The organism is Microbacterium sp. MYb54, assembly GCF_002979515.1.
In the GTDB taxonomy this organism is placed as follows: domain Bacteria; phylum Actinomycetota; class Actinomycetes; order Actinomycetales; family Microbacteriaceae; genus Microbacterium.
The window spans coordinates 131570-150900 of sequence record NZ_PCPA01000004.1; the positions used below are offsets into that span (position 1 = coordinate 131570).

Annotated in this window: 16 protein-coding genes; 11 read left to right on the forward strand and 5 right to left on the reverse strand. The window is 68.1% G+C overall.

What is annotated here, in order from left to right:
* Positions 1 to 17: 17 nt before the first annotated feature.
* Both CQ040_RS06210 and CQ040_RS06215 read left to right on the forward strand, forming a co-directional pair.
* Positions 18 to 641 (forward strand): transcriptional regulator, encoded by a 624-nt coding sequence (locus CQ040_RS06210; protein WP_028501587.1) that lies wholly within the window; start codon positions 18 to 20, stop codon positions 639 to 641.
* Complete coding sequence (locus tag CQ040_RS06215) at positions 638 to 856, forward strand: hypothetical protein (protein WP_028501588.1); 219 nt, start codon at positions 638 to 640, stop codon at positions 854 to 856. Before CQ040_RS06210 ends, CQ040_RS06215 begins: the two co-directional genes overlap by 4 nt.
* Before the next feature lie 17 nt (positions 857 to 873).
* On the opposite strand, the gene CQ040_RS06220 is transcribed toward CQ040_RS06215, so the two are convergent.
* The gene (locus CQ040_RS06220; protein ID WP_105525777.1) at positions 874 to 1089 is read right to left on the reverse strand and encodes a hypothetical protein; all 216 of its coding nucleotides are present in this window, start codon (positions 1087 to 1089) and stop codon (positions 874 to 876) included.
* Complete coding sequence (gene valS / locus CQ040_RS06225) at positions 1089 to 3704, reverse strand: valine--tRNA ligase (RefSeq protein WP_105525778.1); 2616 nt, start codon at positions 3702 to 3704, stop codon at positions 1089 to 1091. The genes CQ040_RS06220 and valS overlap by 1 nt, the downstream gene beginning before the upstream one ends.
* A 171-nt stretch (positions 3705 to 3875) precedes the next feature.
* Here valS and CQ040_RS06230 point away from each other — a divergent pair, with 171 nt between their 5' ends.
* From CQ040_RS06230 to CQ040_RS06245, 4 genes are read left to right on the forward strand one after another with little or no spacing between them, the layout of a single operon-like run.
* A complete protein-coding gene (locus CQ040_RS06230; RefSeq protein ID WP_105525779.1) occupies positions 3876 to 5483 on the forward strand; it encodes an ABC transporter substrate-binding protein in 1608 nt (535 codons plus the stop codon).
* 25 nt (positions 5484 to 5508) lie between these two features.
* Entirely contained in the window at positions 5509 to 6456 is a 948-nt protein-coding gene (locus tag CQ040_RS06235) for an ABC transporter permease (protein WP_105525780.1), read from the forward strand.
* Positions 6453 to 7265, forward strand: coding sequence for an ABC transporter permease (locus tag CQ040_RS06240; RefSeq protein ID WP_105525781.1), 813 nt, complete (start codon positions 6453 to 6455; stop codon positions 7263 to 7265). The genes CQ040_RS06235 and CQ040_RS06240 overlap by 4 nt, the downstream gene beginning before the upstream one ends.
* Positions 7262 to 8770, forward strand: coding sequence for an ABC transporter ATP-binding protein (locus CQ040_RS06245; RefSeq protein WP_105525782.1), 1509 nt, complete (start codon positions 7262 to 7264; stop codon positions 8768 to 8770). Before CQ040_RS06240 ends, CQ040_RS06245 begins: the two co-directional genes overlap by 4 nt.
* Before the next feature lie 8 nt (positions 8771 to 8778).
* On the opposite strand, the gene CQ040_RS06250 is transcribed toward CQ040_RS06245, so the two are convergent.
* Entirely contained in the window at positions 8779 to 9429 is a 651-nt protein-coding gene (locus CQ040_RS06250; RefSeq protein ID WP_105525783.1) for a pentapeptide repeat-containing protein, read from the reverse strand.
* Between the two features lie 303 nt (positions 9430 to 9732).
* On the opposite strand from CQ040_RS06250, the gene ileS reads away from it, so the two are divergent.
* From ileS to ndk, 4 genes are read left to right on the forward strand one after another with little or no spacing between them, the layout of a single operon-like run.
* Complete coding sequence (gene ileS / locus CQ040_RS06255) at positions 9733 to 13122, forward strand: isoleucine--tRNA ligase (protein ID WP_105525784.1); 3390 nt, start codon at positions 9733 to 9735, stop codon at positions 13120 to 13122.
* Positions 13119 to 14471, forward strand: a complete 1353-nt coding sequence (locus CQ040_RS06260; RefSeq protein WP_105525785.1) for a folylpolyglutamate synthase/dihydrofolate synthase family protein — start codon at positions 13119 to 13121, stop codon at positions 14469 to 14471. Before ileS ends, CQ040_RS06260 begins: the two co-directional genes overlap by 4 nt.
* Positions 14468 to 14872, forward strand: a complete 405-nt coding sequence (locus CQ040_RS06265; protein WP_105525918.1) for a DUF4233 domain-containing protein — start codon at positions 14468 to 14470, stop codon at positions 14870 to 14872. The genes CQ040_RS06260 and CQ040_RS06265 overlap by 4 nt, the downstream gene beginning before the upstream one ends.
* A 1-nt stretch (position 14873) precedes the next feature.
* Positions 14874 to 15290: a nucleoside-diphosphate kinase gene (ndk, locus tag CQ040_RS06270; protein ID WP_028501598.1), complete on the forward strand. Its 417-nt coding sequence runs from the start codon at positions 14874 to 14876 to the stop codon at positions 15288 to 15290.
* Between the two features lie 70 nt (positions 15291 to 15360).
* Here the strand turns inward: ndk and CQ040_RS06275 are convergent, their stop codons facing one another.
* Positions 15361 to 15972, reverse strand: a complete 612-nt coding sequence (locus CQ040_RS06275) for a vitamin K epoxide reductase family protein (protein ID WP_105525786.1) — start codon at positions 15970 to 15972, stop codon at positions 15361 to 15363.
* 283 nt (positions 15973 to 16255) lie between these two features.
* Here CQ040_RS06275 and CQ040_RS06280 point away from each other — a divergent pair, with 283 nt between their 5' ends.
* The gene (locus CQ040_RS06280; RefSeq protein ID WP_105525787.1) at positions 16256 to 18880 is read left to right on the forward strand and encodes an Rne/Rng family ribonuclease; all 2625 of its coding nucleotides are present in this window, start codon (positions 16256 to 16258) and stop codon (positions 18878 to 18880) included.
* On the opposite strand, the gene CQ040_RS06285 is transcribed toward CQ040_RS06280, so the two are convergent.
* The gene (locus CQ040_RS06285; RefSeq protein ID WP_028501601.1) at positions 18842 to 19111 is read right to left on the reverse strand and encodes a DUF4031 domain-containing protein; all 270 of its coding nucleotides are present in this window, start codon (positions 19109 to 19111) and stop codon (positions 18842 to 18844) included. The two genes, CQ040_RS06280 and CQ040_RS06285, sit on opposite strands and share 39 nt — an antisense overlap.
* Positions 19112 to 19331 lie beyond the last annotated feature (220 nt).

Consider the following 19331-nt stretch of genomic DNA (forward strand, 5'->3'; position numbering starts at 1 on the left):
ACGGTACCTTTGCATGCATGACGAATGAGACGCAGGTCAGAACCCTTGACGCCAGTGCGCTGAAGGCACTGGCGCACCCGCTGCGGGTGAAGATCTTCGACCTTCTCGCCGCGCGGGGCCCCCAGACGGCCAGTTCGCTCGCCGCACTCGTGGGGGAGACGTCCGGGTCGACCAGTTACCACCTCCGTGCCCTCGCCGCGCACGACCTCATCCGCGAAGTCGAGGGACGGGGCACCGCTCGCGAGCGGTGGTGGGAGCGACCCAAGGGGCGTATCGACGTACCCGGTCCCGATGAGATGACCTCGCCGGCGAACCGCGCCGCCGCTCAGATCGTGACGTCGGAATTCTTCCGACTGCGGCACGAGACGCTGATGACATACCTCAACCGCCCGCAGTCCGAGGTGCCGGAGGCCTGGCGAGAACTGGGCATCACCATCACGACGCACCTCGACATGACTCCCGAGCAGGCCATGACGCTTCGCGAGGAGCTCGAAGCGATCGTCGAGAGCGCGATCGAGCGATACCGGGGCCAGACGGGCCCCGAAGTTCGTCGGGTCTCGCTTCGGGCCGAACTCTTCGATCTTCCGACGCCGCGATCCGTGACGTCTGGACCCAACGACGACACTGTGGAGGAATCATGACCAGCGCGACACTTCGGCTGGTGGCTCCGACGCAGACCGAGCGCGGTCTGCTTCGACTCGCCGACCGCCTCACCGCCTATGTCGAGCACCGCATCTCGCGGCGTGCCGAGCGGCGTGTGATCGCTCTCGACCTGCTTCGTGAGCAGCAGACCCGCAAGCACGACCCCCGCGCGGTCGACCACGCACTCGCGCAGCTCGGGCTTCCGCGGCGCTGAGGCGCCTTCTTCGAGGGTCAGTCCTGGAAGGGGCGGGCGGTCACTTCTCCGGACGGAGTCTGGAAGACCTCCCACCCCGCATCGAGCTCCGCGATCGCGCGGCCTTCGAGCCAGGTGAGGGTCCAGTGACCGGTGTGTCCCTTCGCTTCGACCGCGGCGATCGCGGGTCGCAGGGATGCGGGGACCGAAGCCGGAGCCTCGGATCCCGCTGCCCAGCGTGTGCCCAGCTGCATCAGGACGCCTCGACCGGGGCGAGCTCGATCGCGGTGACCGCGAACGCCTCCGCCTCGGTGAACTCGAGCTCGGCGATGCGTCCGACCGCCCGGAGGTCATCGGCCGCGGCACGGAGGGCATCGAGCTTCGCGGCGGGGGCGGCGATCGCGGCGCGCGAGACCGGAGTCTTCTGCGAGGCCTTCGCCTCGGTCTTCGCGCGACGGATGCCGATCAGCGCCTCGCTCGCCGCGGCGAGAACCGCGGGGTCGCCGTCGATACCGAGCGGCGTCGGCCAGGCGGCGGTGTGCACCGAGCCCTCTTCGAACCAGGACCACGATTCCTCTGCGGCGAAGGACAGCACCGGCGCGAGCAGTCGGAGAAGCGTCGACAGAGCCAGACGCAGCGAGAGAGCGGCGGAGGCCTGACCCACATCTGCCTGGTTGTAGGCGCGCTCCTTCACCAGCTCCAGGTAGTCGTCGCAGAAGGTCCAGAAGAACGCCTCGGTGAGTTCGAGCGCGCGCGTCGCCTCGTACCGCTCGAACGCCTTCGTCGCCTCGACGACCACGCCATCGAGGGCGGTCAGCATCGATGCGTCCAGCGCGTGCGTGACCTGTGCGCCTTCCGGCACGGGGAACGAGAGCACGAACTTCGCTGCGTTCAGCACCTTGATGGCCAGGCGGCGGCCGATCTTCACCTGCGTGGGGTTCTGCGGGTCGAACGCGGCATCCATGCCGAGGCGGCTGGAGGCTGCCCAGTAGCGCACCGCGTCGGAGCCGTGTGCTTCGAGCACGTCGGCCGGGGTGACCACGTTGCCCTTCGACTTCGACATCTTCTTGCGGTCGGGGTCGACGATGAAGCCGGAGATCGCGGCGTTGCGCCACGGGGTCCGGCCGTCTTCGAGGGTCGAGCGCAGCATGGTCGAGAACAGCCAGGTGCGGATGATGTCCTGACCCTGCGGGCGCAGGTCGAACGGCGCGGTGAGCTGCCACAGCTCTTCGTCGCGCTGCCAGCCTCCCGCCAGCTGCGGCGTGAGGGACGAGGTCGCCCAGGTGTCGAGGATGTCGGCCTCGGCGTCGAACCCGCCGGGAACGCCCCGCTGGTCTTCGGTGTAGCCGGCGGGGATATGCGTCGTCGGGTCGATCGGGAGGATCGCAGCGTCCGGGGTGAGCACGCGGTCGTAGTCGCGGTCGCCGTTCTCGTCGAGTGCGTACCAGAGCGGGATCGGCACGCCGAAGAAGCGCTGGCGCGACACGAGCCAGTCGCCGGTCAGGCCGCCGACCCAGTTCTCATACCGCACGCGCATGAACTCGGGGTGCCAGGCGAGTTCCTGCCCGTGCGCGATGAGCGTGTCGCGCAGCTCGCCGTCGCGGGCGCCGTTGCGGATGTACCACTGGCGCGTGGAGACGATCTCGAGCGGACGATCGCCCTTCTCGAAGAACTTCACCGCGTGATTGAAGGGCTTGCCGACCGCGGTCAGATCGCCGGTCTCCTGGAGCTTCTCGACGATGGCCTTGCGCGCGCTGAAGACGGTCTTGCCTGCGAGCTCATCGGCGTACCAGGTGACCGCTTCGGGATTCCCGACAGAGGCGGGGGCTTCGGGCAGGAAGCGTCCGTCAAGGCCGATCGTGGTCATGTTCGGCAGCGGCTCGTTCTCAGTGGTGCGCAGCTCACGCCACCACACGATGTCGGTCACATCGCCGAAGGTGCAGACCATCGCCGCTCCTGTGCCCTTGTCGGGCTGCGCGAGGTGGTGTCCGTGGATCTCGATCTCGGCGCCGAAGAACGGAGTCTTCACCTTCGTGCCGATGAGGTGCTTGTGAGGACCCTCGGGGTGCGTCACGAGCGCGATGCACGCGGGAAGCAGCTCCGGGCGTGTGGTGTCGATGGCGAGGGCGCCGGAGCCGTCCGCGAAGGGGAACTCGATGGTGTGGTACGCGGCCTGCTGGTCACGGTCCTCGAGCTCGGCCTGCGCGATGGCGGAGCGGAAGTCGATGTCCCACAGGGTCGGAGCCAGCGCCTGGTAGGCCTCGCCGCGCTCGATGTTGCGCAGGAACGCGAGCTGGCTCTGACGGATGGTGTCGTCCGAGATCGTGCGGTAGGTCTGCGTCCAGTCCACGCTCAGCCCGAGCTGACGGAACAGCGCCTCGAACTGCTTCTCGTCTTCGAGCGTGAGCCGCTCGCAGAGCTCGATGAAGTTGCGGCGGCTGATCGGCTGCTGGTCGGCTGCGCGACTCGACTTGTTGTCGCCGCCCTCGAACGGGGGAGTGAAGTCGGAGGTGTAGGGCAGGGTCGGGTCGCAGCGCACGCCGTAGTAGTTCTGCACGCGGCGCTCGGTGGGCAGGCCGTTGTCGTCCCAGCCCATCGGGTAGAACACGGTCTTGCCGCGCATGCGCTCGAAGCGGGCCTTCACGTCGGTGTGCGTGTAGGAGAACACGTGTCCGATGTGGAGGCTGCCGGATGCCGTCGGCGGCGGGGTGTCGATCGAGTACACACCCTCACGGCCGGCCTGTGCCGCGCGCAGACGGTCGAACAGGTAGGTGCCCTGCTCCGCCCACGCGGAGTCCCACTTCGCTTCGAGGCCTTCGAGTGCTGGCTTGTCGGGAATCTGGTTCAGAGCGGATTCAGAAGCAGGCATGGAGGTCTCCTCGAGCGATGTATGCGGCACTGTGTGAGCGTGCCTGAGTGTGGGGTTGTGCCGCCCAGTCTACCGAGCGCCGCCGGGTCCGAAGGTCGTCGCAGATCGACCCGGTCCAACAATCGGCCATAGGATGGATGCATCCCGACCCGTTCGTCCTGAGGAATCGCCATGCCCGCAAATCCTGTGCGTCGTCTCCTGCCCTTCGCCGCGCTCGCCGCTGCCACCGCACTGGTGCTCAGTGCCTGCGCAAGCCCCGGTTCCGAAGGCGACGGGGAGCTGGTGTGGTCCATCGAGGGCGCGAACCTCTCGGCCGGGCACATGGACCCGCAGGTGAGTCAGCTCGACGTCTCCGGCATGGTGCAGCGGGCGGTGCTCGACTCGCTGGTGTTCCAGGAGAACGACGGAACCTTCAGCCCGTGGCTCGCGAAGAGCTGGGAGGTCTCGCCGGACAGCACGGAGTACACGTTCGTGCTCCGTGACGACGTGACCTTCACCGATGGTGAGAAGTTCGACGCTGCGGCGGTCAAGGCGAACTTCGACCGCATCGTCGATCCGGAGACGGCATCCGCTCAGGCGGCCAGCATGCTCGGCGCCGACTTCTACGAAGGAACCGAAGTCGTCGACGACCACACGGTCAAGGTGACGTTCACCCAGCCGTACGCACCGTTCCTGCAGGCGGCGAGCACGCCGCAGCTCGGCTTCTACTCGCCGGCTGTCCTCGCGAAGTCTGCGGACAAGCTCAAGGCGGGCGGACCCGACATCACCGTCGGTACCGGTCCGTTCGAGCTCACCGAGTACACGCCGGACCAGGAGATCGTGTACACCCGCAACGACGACTATGCGTGGGGTCCGCACGACACGAAGGCGCCGAAGTTCGAGACGCTCCGGGTGGAGATCCAGCCGGAGGCCTCGGTCCGTACCGGTGTGGTGACGAGCGGCGAGGCCGACCTCGCCAGCAACATCCCGCCGAACCTCGCGAAGGATCTCGGCGATGGCATCACGGTCGACTCGATCGAGTACCCGGGCCTGCCGTACTCGCTGTACCTGAACGAGAAGTACGGAGTCTTCGCCGACGAGAAGGTGCGTCAGGCGTTCGCGCGGGGCATCGACATCGACGCGGCGGTGGAGGAGATCTACTTCGGCCAGTTCCCGCGTGCATGGAGCATCCTCGGCTCGACGACCCCGGGTTACGACGCGTCGCTCGAGGGCAGCTGGCCGTTCGACCAGGATGCCGCCAATGCGCTCCTCGACGAGGCCGGATGGACCGAACGCGACACCGACGGCATCCGCATGAAGGATGGCAAGCGGCTCTCGGTGCGATGGATCGCCTGGACGCCCGTCCCCGACGACCGCGCCGCGCTTGCGAACGCGATCCAGTCCGACCTCAAGGGGATCGGCTTCGAGGTCGAGCGCGAGGTGCTCGAACCAGGCGCCTACAACGAGCAGTACGAGCCGAAGACGTTCGACCTGACGGACTGGGGCTTCTCTGGCGTCGACCCCGACCTGCTGCGCAGCCACCTGCACACCGACGGGTTCCAGAACGCCTCGCAGGTCAGCGACCCCGAGATCGACGCACTCCTGGAGCAGGCCGTCGCCAGCAGTGATCAGGACAAGCGCAATGAGCTCTACACCCAGCTGCAGCAGTGGAACGCCACGTACACGGCGATCGTGCCGCTGTACAGCCCGTCGGCGATCACGGCCGTCGGCGAGCGCGTCGAGGGACTCGAGTACGACCTGTACGGTCGTCCCCTGTTCTACGATGTGACCGTCGGCTGAACCGCCGGCTGAGCGGAGGGCACGAGTGGTGAAGGCTGCTCTCGTCCGCGTCGCCGGCCTGGCCGCGTCCGTCGTCATCGTCCTGTGGGGAGCGGCGACCGTCACGTTCCTCGCGTTCCGGGTGATCCCGGGAGACCCGGTGTCGGTGATGCTGGGGCCCCAGGCGCAGGTGAGCGAAGCTGTCAAAGACGGCATCCGCGCCGACCTCGGGCTGGACCGCCCGCCGTTCGAGCAGTACCTCGGTTTCATCGGACAGCTCGCTCGGGGGGACCTGGGGGAGTCGTACCAGCTGCGGATGCCGGTGGCGGACGTGATCGGCCGCCAGCTGGGGGCGACGCTGCAGCTCTCTGTTCTGGCCCTTCTGATCGCGCTCGTGCTCGCACTCGCTGTGGCGGTGTTCGTGCGTGGCCAAGTGGGTCGGGCGGTCGCCGCGGGGATCGAGCTCGTGGTGCTGTCGTCGCCGGTCTTCTGGATCGGGCTGGTCCTCCTCAGCGTCTTCGCGTTCGGGCTCGGATGGTTCCCGGTGTCAGGGGCGCGCAACCCCGCCACGCTCGTGCTGCCCGCCATCACGCTCGCACTCCCGGTCGCGGCGCTTCTGAGCCAGGTGCTGCGCGACGGCCTGGTGCAGGCCGAGCGGATGCCGTTCGCAGAGACCGTGCGTGCCCGTGGCGCGAGCCCGACCCGGTTCACGCTCCGGCATGGACTGAGACACGGCGCGGCGTCTGCGATCACCCTCGCCGCGTACCTCACCGGCTCCGTTCTCGGGGGCGCGGTGCTGGTGGAGACCGTGTTCGCCCGTCCCGGTCTCGGCCGGGTCACGCTCGCCGCGATCAGCGACCGCGATCTTCCCGTGATCACCGGGATCATCCTCCTGAGCGCGCTGGTCTTCGTCGCGGTGAACCTCGTCGTCGAACTCGTTCATCCATTGATCGATCCGCGCGTCAGGGGCGTCCGATCCGGTGGCGTCCGATGAAACGGGCGCAGCGAGTACTGCTCTGGGTTGCGATCGTGGTGCTCGCGACGATCGCGTTCGTCGCGCTCTGGCCCGGCGTCCTTGCGACGCACGATCCGTTGCAGACCGACGTCCGCTCCGCCCTGCTTCCGCCGAGTGCCGAGCATCTGTTCGGCACCGATCAGAGTGGCCGCGACGTGTACTCGCGCGTCATCTACGGTGCAGGTCGATCCCTGGGCATCGGGCTCCTCGCGACCGCGGTGGCGCTCGCGGTCGGGCTCGTCATCGGTGCGCTCGCGGGAGTTGCACCGCGCGGTGTCGACACCACGGTGATGCGGGTGAACGACGTGCTGATGGCGTTTCCGGAGTTCCTGGTCGCGCTCGTCGTGGTCGCGGTGCTGGGGCCAGGTCCCGTGAACATCGCCATCGCGGTGACTCTGGCCGCGGTGCCCGTGTACATCCGGCTCGCGAGGGTGCAGACGCAGACGCTGCGGGTCGCCGAGCACGTTGAAGCCGCTCGCATCCTGGGGGTTCCCCGCGTGCGGGCATTCACGCGGCACGTGGTGCCGGGAGTGCTCGGTGCCCTGAGCGTGCTCGCGACGATCGGCATCGGGTCGAGCATCCTGGCTGCGGCAGGCCTCAGTTTCCTGGGTCTCGGCCCGTCCGAGCCGACGCCCGAGTGGGGGCTGATGCTCGCGGGTGGGCGCAACGTGCTCGGACAGGCATGGTGGATCTCGCTCTTCCCCGGTATCGCGATCACTCTCTCGGTCGTGTCGGCGACGGTGGTCGGGCGCATCCTGCGGGCACGTGCGGACGGAGGGGTGGCATGAGCGCGGCGCTCGAGATACAGGGGCTGCGCATCGCGTTCGACGCGACCCCGGTCGTCGACGGCGTCTCGTTCGCGGTCGAACGGGGGGAATGCGTTGCGATTGTCGGTGAGTCGGGGGCTGGTAAGACACTCACGGCTCGCGCGCTGCTCGGGCTGGTGCCACGGGAAGCCGCCGTCACCCTCGACCGGTTGGTCATCGACGGTACAGACGCGTCGGGTCTCGCCGAACGTGAGTGGCGTCAACTGCGGGGGGCGGGCATCGCACTCGTCTCCCAGGATGCGCTGGTCTCGCTCGACCCGCTGCGCCGCATCGGAGCCGAGGTCGCCGAGCCGCTGACCCTGCACCGGATGGTGCGGGGGCGGGTGCCAACGGCAGCACGTGTGCGTGAGCTCCTCGAGCGGGTGTGGATGCCGGAGCCCGACCGTCGTGCGCGACAGCATCCGCATGAGCTCTCCGGCGGGCTGCGGCAGCGCGCGCTGATCGCCTCCGCGCTCGCCGCGGCGCCCGCCGTGCTGGTGGCCGACGAACCGACGACAGCCCTCGATGCCACAGTGCAGGCGCGGATCCTCGGCCTGCTGCGCGAGATCACGGCTGCGGGCACAGCCCTTGTGTTCATCAGTCACGACTTCGCCGCGGTCCGCCGGGTCGCTGATCGGGTGATCGTGATGAAGGGTGGGGCCGTGATCGAGTCCGGCCCGGTCTCCGAGGTGTTGGAGAACCCTCAGCAGGACTACACGAAGCAGCTCATCGCCGCCACGATTCACGAGCCCCGCTCCGCTGCGGAGTCTGCGCCCGCACCGGTGCTGGTTGCCGCCGATCTCTCGAAGACCTTCGACGGGGTGCCCGCGATCATCGACGCCTCGTTCACCGTGTCGGAGGGGCAGACTCTCGGCATCGTGGGGGAGTCGGGATCGGGCAAGACGACACTCGCGCGCATGATCGTCGGCGTCGAGGCGCCGGACAGCGGTGCTCTGCGCTGGACCGGCACACCCCGGGTGCAGCTCGTGCACCAGAACCCGCTCGGTGCCTTCGACCCGCGATGGACGATCGGCCGTTCGTTGAGGGAGGGGCTGGAGGCCGGCGGGGTGCCACGTGCCCGCCGCGGCGCGATGGTCGCCGAGCTCCTTGCCGAGGTCGGACTCGCACCAGAACTCGCCGACAGGCGTCCGAGCGCTCTGTCGGGCGGGCAGCGTCAGCGGGCGGCGATCGCCAGAGCGCTCGCCGCCGATCCTGAGGTGCTGGTGCTCGATGAGCCCGTCTCTGCGCTCGATCCATCGGTGCGGGAGAGGGTGCTGCGGTTGCTCGCGCGGTTGCAGCAGGAACGGCGGCTGACCATGATCCTCGTCTCGCACGACCTAGACGTGGTCGGGGCGGTCGCCGACGAGGTGCTCGTGATGCAGGACGGGCGGATCGTCGAGCAGGGTGTCACGGCGGATGTGTTCGCAGCGCCGCAGCATCCGTTCACTCGGGAGCTGCTGGAGGCGAGTGGCCCCGTCGAGCCTTGAACTGTCGGTCAGCCCTTGACCTGGATGCCGAGGCCGGCGGCGAACATCGGCGCGAGCTGCTGCACCTGGAACGAGGTGAGGGTGGCGCCGCGGAGACTGTTGGCGTCGAGGTAGGCCACGGCGTCGAGGCCGCGCAGGTCAAGGTCTTTCGCACGCATGCCGCGCGGGTCGACCTCGTCGCTCGACGTGGCGGTGAACCGCACACGGGTGAGTTCTGCCCTGGGCATGTCGATCGTGCGGATGGCACAGCCGGTGATCTCGAGATCGGTGACCTTCGCAGCGCCGAGATTGAGGTAATCGATCCGCACATCACGCAGCTCGAGCTCGGAGATGCGGGCCTCGCTGAGATCGAGCGTGCCGATACGGCCTCCGCTGACCCGCAGCCGTCGCACTCCGGCGTCGCGCATGCGGAGGGAGGCGATGCGTGCCCCGGACATCTCGACGTCTATGACGGTCGCACCCGTGAGATCGACCGCGTCGGCGTCGGCGCTCACCGTGCACTGCTCGAGCGTCGCGTAGGAGAGATCGACGGTGCCGGTGAGGTCGAGGCTGGCGGCGAAGAGGTCGGCGCTGCGTGCGGGGGAGGCAGCCTCGAACACGGGCGGCAGGTCGGGAGCGGTCGTGCGCGGTGGGGCAGGGGACTCGGATGTGCGGGCCATCCTTGAAGGCTATGGCCTGGTGCGGACAGAGCGCGGCCGGGGCGCGGCCGAAGGCGCTGCGAGGCCTCGTGCAGGAGGGAAGCCGCGTACACTGGAGGCACGAGCATCGATCCGGCATCACCGGGGAGCTCTCGGAAGAACGGCGAATCCTTCGGGAAGCGCTCAGTAGAACCGAGCGGGGCAGGCCCGTCACAGCCGCAGTGAGAGTGGTCCCGCCGTGAGGCGTGGCACGCGAGGTGGTACCGCGGTCCGCGAGGGTCGTCCTCGCAGGAGCATCCGCCACGACGACCACTGCGAGACACGATGACCTACCCCCGTTCCTCCTTCGGCCCCGCCGCCGATTCCGTCGCGCCCAGCCCCCGCTTCCCGCAGATCGAGGAGGAGGTGCTCGACTTCTGGAAGTCCGACGACACCTTCCGCGCCTCGATCGAGCAACGCGAGGGATCGCCTGAATGGGTGTTCTACGACGGCCCTCCGTTCGCCAACGGACTCCCGCACTACGGGCACCTGCTCACCGGGTACGCCAAGGACGTGTTCCCGCGCTTCCAGACGATGACCGGCCACAAGGTCGATCGCGTCTTCGGGTGGGACACGCACGGTCTTCCCGCCGAGCTCGAGGCCATGAAGCAGCTCGGGATCACCGAGAAGAGCCAGATCGAGGAGATGGGAATCGACGTCTTCAACGACAAGGCGAAGAGCTCGGTCCTGGCCTACACGCACGAGTGGCAGGACTACGTCACCCGTCAGGCGCGTTGGGTCGACTTCGATCGCGGCTACAAGACGCTCGACCTCGGCTACATGGAGAGCGTGCTCTGGGCGTTCAAGACCCTGTACGACAAGGGTCTCGCCTATGAGGGCTACCGGGTGCTGCCGTACTGCTGGCGCGACGAGACCCCGCTCAGCGCGCACGAGCTGCGCATGGACGACGACGTGTACCAGATGCGTCAGGACCCCTCCGTCACCGTGACCTTCCCACTGACGGGAGCCAAGGCCGAGGCGCTCGGGCTCACCGGTGTGCGCGCCCTCGCCTGGACGACGACGCCCTGGACGCTCCCGACGAACCTCGCGCTCGCCGTGGGACCGGACATCGAGTACGTGGTGCTCCCCGCCGGCCCGAACGGCGCAGCAGACGTGCACCAGGCCGCAGGGACGGCGGATGCCGCGATCGAGGCCTCAGCGCACCGCTACCTGCTCGCCCGCCAGCTCGTCGGCGGCTATGCCAAGGACCTCGGGTACGAGAGCCCCGAAGACGCACTCGCGGCCGTCGACGCGACCGTCCGCGGCGCCGAGCTGCAGGACGTGACGTACGACCGGCTGTTCGACTACTACGCCGACACCGAGACGTACGGCACCGAGAACGCCTGGCGCATCCTGGTCGACGACTACGTCACCGTCAGCGACGGCACCGGCATCGTCCACCAGGCTCCGGCCTACGGTGAAGACGACCAGCGGGTCGCCGGTGCCGCCGGAATCCCCACGATCCTGTCGCTCGACGACGGCGGCAAGTTCCTCCCGAACGTCACCGATGTCGCCGGTCAGCTCTGGATGGACGCGAACACCCCGCTCGTGCGCCTGATCCGTGAGAACGGCCGACTGATCCGCCTGCAGAGCTACGAGCACTCGTACCCGCACTGCTGGCGCTGCCGGAACCCCCTGATCTACAAGGCCGTGTCGAGCTGGTTCATCCGCGTCACGGACATCAAGGACGACATGCTCGCGAACAACGAGCAGATCACCTGGGTGCCGGAGAACGTCAAGCACGGCCAGTTCGGCAAGTGGCTCGAAGGCGCACGCGACTGGTCGATCAGCCGCAACCGCTACTGGGGCTCTCCGATCCCGATCTGGAAGAGCGACGACCCCGAGTACCCGCGCATCGACGCCTACGGTTCCCTGGCGGACCTCGAGCGCGATTTCGGCACGCTGCCGCGCAACCCCGAGGGCGAGATCGACCTGCACCGGCCGTACATCGACAACCTGACGCGTCCGAACCCCGACGATCCCACCGGCAAGAGCACCATGCGCCGCATCGAAGACGTCTTCGACGTGTGGTTCGACTCGGGCTCGATGCCCTACGCCCAGGTGCACTACCCGTTCGAGAACCAGGAATGGTTCGACTCGCACTCGCCGGCCGACTTCATCGTCGAGTACATCGGGCAGACCCGCGGCTGGTTCTACGTGATGCATGTGCTGTCGACCGCGCTGTTCGACCGTCCGGCGTTCACGGGAGTGAGCTGCCACGGCATCGTGCTGGGCAGCGACGGCTACAAGATGTCGAAGTCGCTGCGCAACTACCCCGACGTGTCAGAGGTGCTCGACCGCGACGGCTCCGATGCGATGCGGTGGTTCCTGATGTCGAGCTCGGTGCTCCGCGGCGGCAACCTCGCCGTCACCGAAGAGGGCATCCGCTCCGGCGTGCGCGAATTCCTGCTGCCGCTGTGGAGCTCCTGGTACTTCTTCGCGACGTACGCCAACGCCTCCGGTTCCGACGGCTACGAGGCCTCATGGCGCACGGACTCGACCGATGTGCTCGACCGCTACATCCTGGCCCGTCTCGGCGACCTCGTCCGCGAGGTGCGCGCCGACCTGGAGGGACTCGACTCCACCACGGCGGCGGCGCGTCTGCGCGACTTCGTCGAAGTGCTCACCAACTGGTACATCCGGCGTTCGCGCGACCGCTTCTGGACCGGTGTGACAGACGAACCGAAGAGCCGTGAGGCCTTCGACACGCTCTACACGGTGCTCGAGACGCTCACCCGCGTGGCTGCTCCTCTCGTGCCGCTGGTCAGCGAGCGGGTGTGGCAGGGTCTGACCGGCGGACGCAGCGTGCACCTGACCGACTGGCCCGACGAGGCGTCGTTCCCCGCGGCGGACGAGATCCGTGACGCGATGGATGCCGTCCGTGAGCTGTCGAGCGTCGGCAACGCGCTGCGCAAGAAGGAGAAGCTGCGTGTGCGGCTCCCGCTCGCCCGATTCACGGTCGTCTCGCCCTCGGCGGCGCTGCTCGGACAGTTCGAGGACATCCTCCGTGAGGAGCTGAACGTGAAGTCCGTCGAACTCGTCCCGCTCGCCGATGACACGGCAGGGGAGTACGGCATCGCGCACCGCCTGAGCGTCAACGCCCGCGCGGCGGGTCCGCGTCTGGGCAAGGACGTGCAGAAGGCGATCCAGGCCGCGCGCTCGGGAGACTGGAGCGAGGTCGACGGTGTCGTCACGGCGGGTGGCATCGCCCTCGAGCCGGCCGAGTACGAGCTCGTGCTCGAGACGACGGGCCGCCCGGAGGGCGAGGCGCTGGCCATCGTCCCGACCGGTGGCTTCGTGCTGCTCGACACGACGACGACCCCGGAGCTGGAGGCCGAGGGACTCGCGCGCGATGTCATCCGCGCCGTGCAGGAGACCCGCAAGAACGCCGACTTCGACGTCAGCGACCGCATCACACTGGTCCTGCGATTCCACGACGATGCCGACACCAGGGCTGTCGTCTCTGCGTTCGATCTGGCCGGTATCGCCGCCGAGACGCTGGCCGAGGAGTACTTCGTGATCGACGCGCACGGCGACTCGATCTTCGGACACGGGGCGATCCTGGCCGCGGCCGGGGGAGTGACGCCCGAGTTCTCGGCTGATATCCCGGCAGGCACCTACGCCAATGCCGGCGACTTCACGATCGCCGTCACCAGGAAGGGAGTCGGAGCATGAGCGCCAAGGACAGGGCGGATGCCGTCTACGAGGCCCTGCTGAGCCGAGCAGGAGAGCGCTGGGTGCAGCCCCGCAAGGAGCGCACCGCGCGCATCCTCGCCTTCCTCGACGACCCGCAGCGCACCTACCGCGTCGTGCACATCACCGGCACGAACGGCAAGACGTCGACCGCGCGGATGATCGAGAGCCTGCTGCGGGCACACGACCTGCGCACCGGATTGTTCACGAGCCCGCACCTGGAGCGCTTCACCGAGCGCATCATGATCGACGGCGAACCCATCGCCGATGAGGCCGTGGCGGACGCCTGGGACGAGATCGAGCCGTTCGTCGACATCGTCGATGCCGAGCTCGAGGCCGCGGGCGATGCGCCGCTGACCTTCTTCGAGCTGCTGACGGTGCTGGCTTTCGTCGCCGTGGCGGACGCACCGATCGATGTGCTGGTGCTTGAGGTCGGGATGGGCGGGGAGTGGGACTCCACGAACACGGCAGACGGCGACGTCGCGGTGTTCGCCCCGATCGACATCGATCACGCAGATCGGCTCGGCAGCACGATCGCGGAGATCGCCGAGGTCAAGGCCGGAATCATCAAGGAGGGCGCAGCCGTCGTCTCGGCTCAGCAGCCTGCGGAGGCGGCTGAGGTGCTGCGCCGTGTGGCCGCAGAGCGCAACGCGACCATCGCGTTCGAGGGTGAAGAGTTCGGCCTCACCGAGCAGAAGCTCGCCGTCGGCGGGCAGCTGCTCACGATCCGCGGTCTCGCGGGGGAGTACGCCGAGAAGTACCTGCCGCTGTACGGCGCCCACCAGGGCCACAACGCAGCCCTCGCCGTCGCCGCTGTCGAATCGCTCATCGGTGGAGCCACACAGCGCATCGCCGCGGACATCGTGACCGGCGGCCTGCAGGAGAGCACATCGCCCGGCCGGCTGCAGCTGCTCGGCATCGCGCCGACGGTGATCGTCGATGCCGCGCACAACCCGCACGGTGCCAAGGCGCTCGCCCAGGCGCTGGACGACAGCTTCGACTTCGACGAGTGGGGTCTGGTGCTCGGCGTCCTCGCCGACAAGGACGCCGCTGGTATCGTCGCCGAGCTCGCTCCGGCGGTCGCACACGTGTTCGCCACTGCTCCCGACTCCGATCGCGCGAGCGAAGCCGATGCGATCGCCGACCTGGTCGAACAGGCCGGCCAGCGTGCGACCGTGCACCACTCGCTCGCCGATGCCGCTGACGCCGCACGCGAATGGGCGGCATCCTCCGATCGTCGTGCCGTGATCATCGCGGGTTCCGTCGTGCTCGCCGGCGAGGCCATCGCGTTGGCTCAGGCGGAGGACTGGAAGTCGGGGTGGCGCGCATGAGCGCCGATGCGACCCCTGTCCGTCCGCCGCGCACCCTCGTGCAGAAGCTCGCCCCGATCGTGCTCGGCTTCGAGGCGATCGTGGTGTTCCTGGTCGGGCTCACGATCTTCGGGCTGCGCCAGCTCCCCGCCGGGATCGAGCAGTGGTGGGGCATCGTCGGCGGCGCCGTGCTGGCCCTGGCGTGCATAGCCATCGCCGGGATGATCACGAAGCCGTGGGCGATCACGGCCGGGTGGGTCGTGCAGGCCATCGTCGCGCTGTCGGCGTTCTTCGTTCCGTCCATCCTGCTCGTCGTCCTGATTTTCGGCGGCATGTGGGCGTATGCAACCATCGGAGGGGCTCGGTTGGACGCACGACGCCCTGCCGAACCCACGACCGAGACTCAGACAGAGAGTGAATGACATGGCCACCGAAGAAACCCTCGTCCTCGTCAAGCCCGATGGTGTCGCCCGCGGCCTCACCGGCACGATCCTCGCCCGTATCGAGGCGAAGGGATACTCCCTCGTCGACATCCGCCTGGTCGAGCCCGACCGCGATGTGCTCGCCGAGCACTACGCCGAGCACGAGGGCAAGCCGTTCTACGAGCCGCTGCTCGAGTTCATGCTCTCCGGCCCGTCTGTCGCGATCCGCCTCGCGGGCAACCGTGTGATCGAGGGCTTCCGTTCCCTCGCGGGCACCACCGACCCCACGACCGCTGCACCCGGCACGATCCGTGGCGACTTCGGTCGTGACTGGGGCCTCAAGGTGCAGCAGAACCTCGTGCACGGGTCGGACAGCCCCGAATCCGCCGCGCGTGAGCTCGGCATCTGGTTCGACTGAGAGCCGTCAGCAGCGAAAAGCCCGTCCGCCGTTTCTCGGCGGGCGGGCTTTCGTCATGGGGCGGTGGAGATCAGAAGAGGATCCTGGCCATCTCACCCAGGAAGTCGAGTCCCTGCAGCTGCGCCATGAAGATGATCAGCGCGTAGGCGACGACCGTGGCCAGCGGCACCCACGGCATGAGCCTATCGGCGCCCGCTTTCACCTTCTCGTTGCTCGTGAACGTGCCGTTGCGGGTCAGATGGATCATCGTCGCGAAGAACGTGGGGATCGTGACGGCCCAGGTCACCATGCACCACGGGCACAGCACGAAGAGGTCGTACAGGCTCTGGCCGATGAGCCAGCACACGAGGCCGAAGGCGAACGTGATGCCGACGCCGAAGGCGGCCCAGAACCAACGAGGGAACCGGGCGCCCGCGAGGATCGCGACACCGACCACCAGGGGAGCCATCCATCCGGTGAGGCCGAGGAGCGGGTTGGGGAAGCCGAAGACCGATCCCTGCCAGGACTCGAGGTTGGTGCTGCACTGGATGAAGGGACTCAGGTCGCAGGAGAGCGCTTCCTTCGGATTCTCCAGCAGCGCGAACTTCTCGATCGTGAGCTGGAAGGCCGCGAACCAGCCCACCACACTCGCGATGATCAGCCAGACGGCATAGAAGACGGGGCGGGTGCGCTGCTCGCTCATACTGGGGATTATCCCAGCGTCGGCTATGGATGTGCGCAGAACAGGCCGGGGAAAAACGCTCGGCAAGTGAGGTGATGCCGCGAACGGCCCCACTTGATGCGATAATGGCCTGTGATGCGATGAACGGTGTTGCCGCGACACGCATCGAGCAGACTTCGGGGTCCTATGCCCCACGCGATCAGAGCCATGAGCCGGTCGCAAACCGAGTGAGTTCGCGGAACCCGCGGGTACCGCATGAGATTTCACGGAGCACCCAGTGTCCCGTGCAGGGAGTACGCCAGAGATGGCCGATGAGAGCAATGACAACAACAGCCCTACCCTCGACTTCCCGGCTGATGCCGCGGGAGAGCTGACGGAGCCCATCGCTCCCGAAGCGGATGACCTCTCGGGGGCATCGAGCGAGGTCGACGAGCAGTCCGACGCGGCGGAGACGGCAGCGGATGCTGCCGCAGACGACGTCGCTGCCGGATACGCGGCAGACGATGACGCAGCGGCCGCTGCGGATGACGCCGCCGCAGTGCTGATCGCCGAAGCCCAAGCTGCCGCAGAGGCAGAAGACGGTGAGGGCTCTGCACCGGTCGACGACTCGTCGGTCGCGGATGCCGAGGTGGTCGCCGAGACGATCGTCGAGGGTGCCGCCCTCGCCGAAGAACCCGTGGCCGAAGAACCCGTGGTCGACGCGCCCGTGGCCGAAGAGGCCCCGGTCGAGGCGCCGGCTGCGAAGGATGCTCCGTCTGCTGTCGAGGCATCGGCTCCCGAGGCTCCGGCGCCGGTGACGGCCGTCTCCCTCGGCCTGCTGCCCGAGGTGTTCGTCTCCCAGGTCTCCACCCAGCTGCACTTCTACGCTCCGGAGATCGTGCCGCTGCCCGCGCAGCCCGGCCGTGAGCGCATCTTCGACCGCATCGCCGAGCGCGACCAGCCGCAGGAGGAGTCGACAGGCCGCGGTCGTGGCCGTCGCCGTCGCGGTGGTTCCGAAGGCGACGATCAGCACGAAGAACCGCGTCAGCGCCAGCGGGTCGTCGAATACATCACCGAGCCGAAGGCGATCAAGGGATCGACCCGTCTCGAGGCGAAGAAGCAGCGCCGCCGCGACGGTCGCGATGCCGGTCGCCGCCGCCCGGTCGTGACCGAGGCGGAGTTCCTCGCCCGTCGTGAGTCCGTCGACCGCAAGATGGTCGTGCGCTCCAAGAACGGCCGCACCCAGATCGGCGTCCTCGAGGACGGCGTGCTCGTCGAGCACTACGTCGCCCGCAATCAGGACGCGTCGCTCATCGGGAACGTGTACCTCGGCCGCGTGCAGAACGTCCTCCCCAGCATGGAGGCGGCATTCGTCGACATCGGCCGCGGACGCAACGCCGTGCTCTACTCCGGCGAGGTCGACTGGGACGGTGTCGAGACCGGCAACCAGCCCCGTCGCATCGAGCTGGCACTCAAGCCCGGTGACCGTGTTCTCGTGCAGGTGACGAAGGACCCCGTCGGCCACAAGGGTGCGCGCCTCACCAGCCAGATCTCTCTTCCCGGTCGCTACCTGGTCTACGTGCCCGGTGGATCGATGAACGGCATCAGCCGCAAGCTTCCTGACAACGAGCGGGCACGCCTCAAGCGCATCCTCAAGGAGGTGCTGCCGGAGTCGTCCGGAGTGATCGTCCGCACCGCGGCCGAGGGCGCCACCGAGGACCAGCTCACCCGCGACGTGCAGCGCCTCACGGCGCAGTGGGAGCACATCCAGAAGCAGGTCGAGAACCAGCAGGCTCCCGCTCTCCTGCACGCAGAGCCCGACCTGCTCGTCAAGATCGTCCGTGACGTCTTCAACGAGGACTTCACCAAGATGCTGATCCAGGGCGAGGATGCACAGCAGACGATCCGCGCCTACCTGGAGAGCGTCGCGCCCGACCTGCTCGAGCGGGTGGAAGCCTACGAGGACGAGACCGATCCGTTCGACGCGTTCCGCATCACCGAGCAGATCGAAAAGGCCCTCGACCGCAAGGTCTGGCTGCCCTCCGGCGGATCGCTCGTGATCGACCGCACCGAGGCGATGACCGTCGTCGACGTCAACACCGGGAAGTTCGTCGGCACCGGCGGAAACCTCGAAGAGACGGTCACCAAGAACAACCTCGAGGCGGCGGAGGAGATCGTCCGCCAGCTGCGTCTGCGCGACATCGGCGGCATCATCGTCGTCGACTTCATCGACATGGTGCTCGAGTCGAACCGCGACCTCGTGCTGCGACGCCTGATCGAGTGCCTGAGCCGCGACCGCACCAAGCACCAGGTCGCCGAGGTCACCTCGCTCGGTCTGGTGCAGATGACGCGCAAGAAGCTCGGTCTCGGCCTGCTCGAGACGTTCAGCGAGGCGTGCGAGGTCTGTGCCGGCCGCGGTGTCATCGTGCACCACGACCCGGTCGTGAAGCACCGCTCCAGCAGCAACGGCAGCGGCGGTGGAAGCAATGGCGGCAACGGCCAGAGCGGCCGTCGCCAGCGCGGGAACGCCGGTGGCAACAACGGCAACAGCAACGGCAACGGTCAGAGCCAGAATGCGCCGGCCGCGCCGAACGTCACCCACAGCATCACCGAGGGTGCCAAGTCTGCGCTGGCCCAGATCGCGGCCTCCACGATCGCTCCGGCGGCCGAGGGTGCAGCAGAGGCTGAGCCGGTCGAGGTGGCCGCAGAGGCTCCCGCGGCGACGGAGCGCCCGAAGAAGGCCCGTAAGAAGCGTGGCGACCGCAAGGGACCGAAGTCTCCTGCCGAGCAGCTTCTCGACTCGGTGCTCGACGCCCTTCCCGAGCCGAAGGCTCCGGGGCAGGGGCGAGGACGCCGTCGGGTGAGCACGGCTGCGCTGACCGGAACCCCGATCTCGGTGAACTCCGAGACGTCAGCGCCGCCTGTCGCGGGCGCGGATTCGCAGTCCTGAGGCGATCAGACGGCGCACCAGTTCTTTGCCCTTGACGTGCTGGGCGCCGTCGGCGACGAGGCGGGGGATGATCTCCTCCGGCACGTCGTAGTGGTCGAGGTCGAACGCGCGCGCGGGCACATCGTTCGCGCGTGCGAAAGCGTGCAGTTCGTCGAGGCTCTCATCGCTGACCAGATGCGCCCACAGGCGTCCGTGGGCGGGCCAGAGCGGGTCGTCGACGAGTACGGTCACCCCGTCAGCCTAAGTCCGCACCGGCATGGTCGGGCGTGGGAGCAGGGGAGGGACGCTCCGAACTCGGCTCGCTTTGCGACACCGACCCGCATCCGGTAAAGTAGTCCCTTGGTGCGTATGCCGCGTCGTCCTCGTAGGTCGAAGCGGAGAGCCTTGCGTTCGCGCCCGTCGTTCTGCGGCGCATGCAAGCAACAGTCTTCCCGTGAGATCTCGGAGCCGC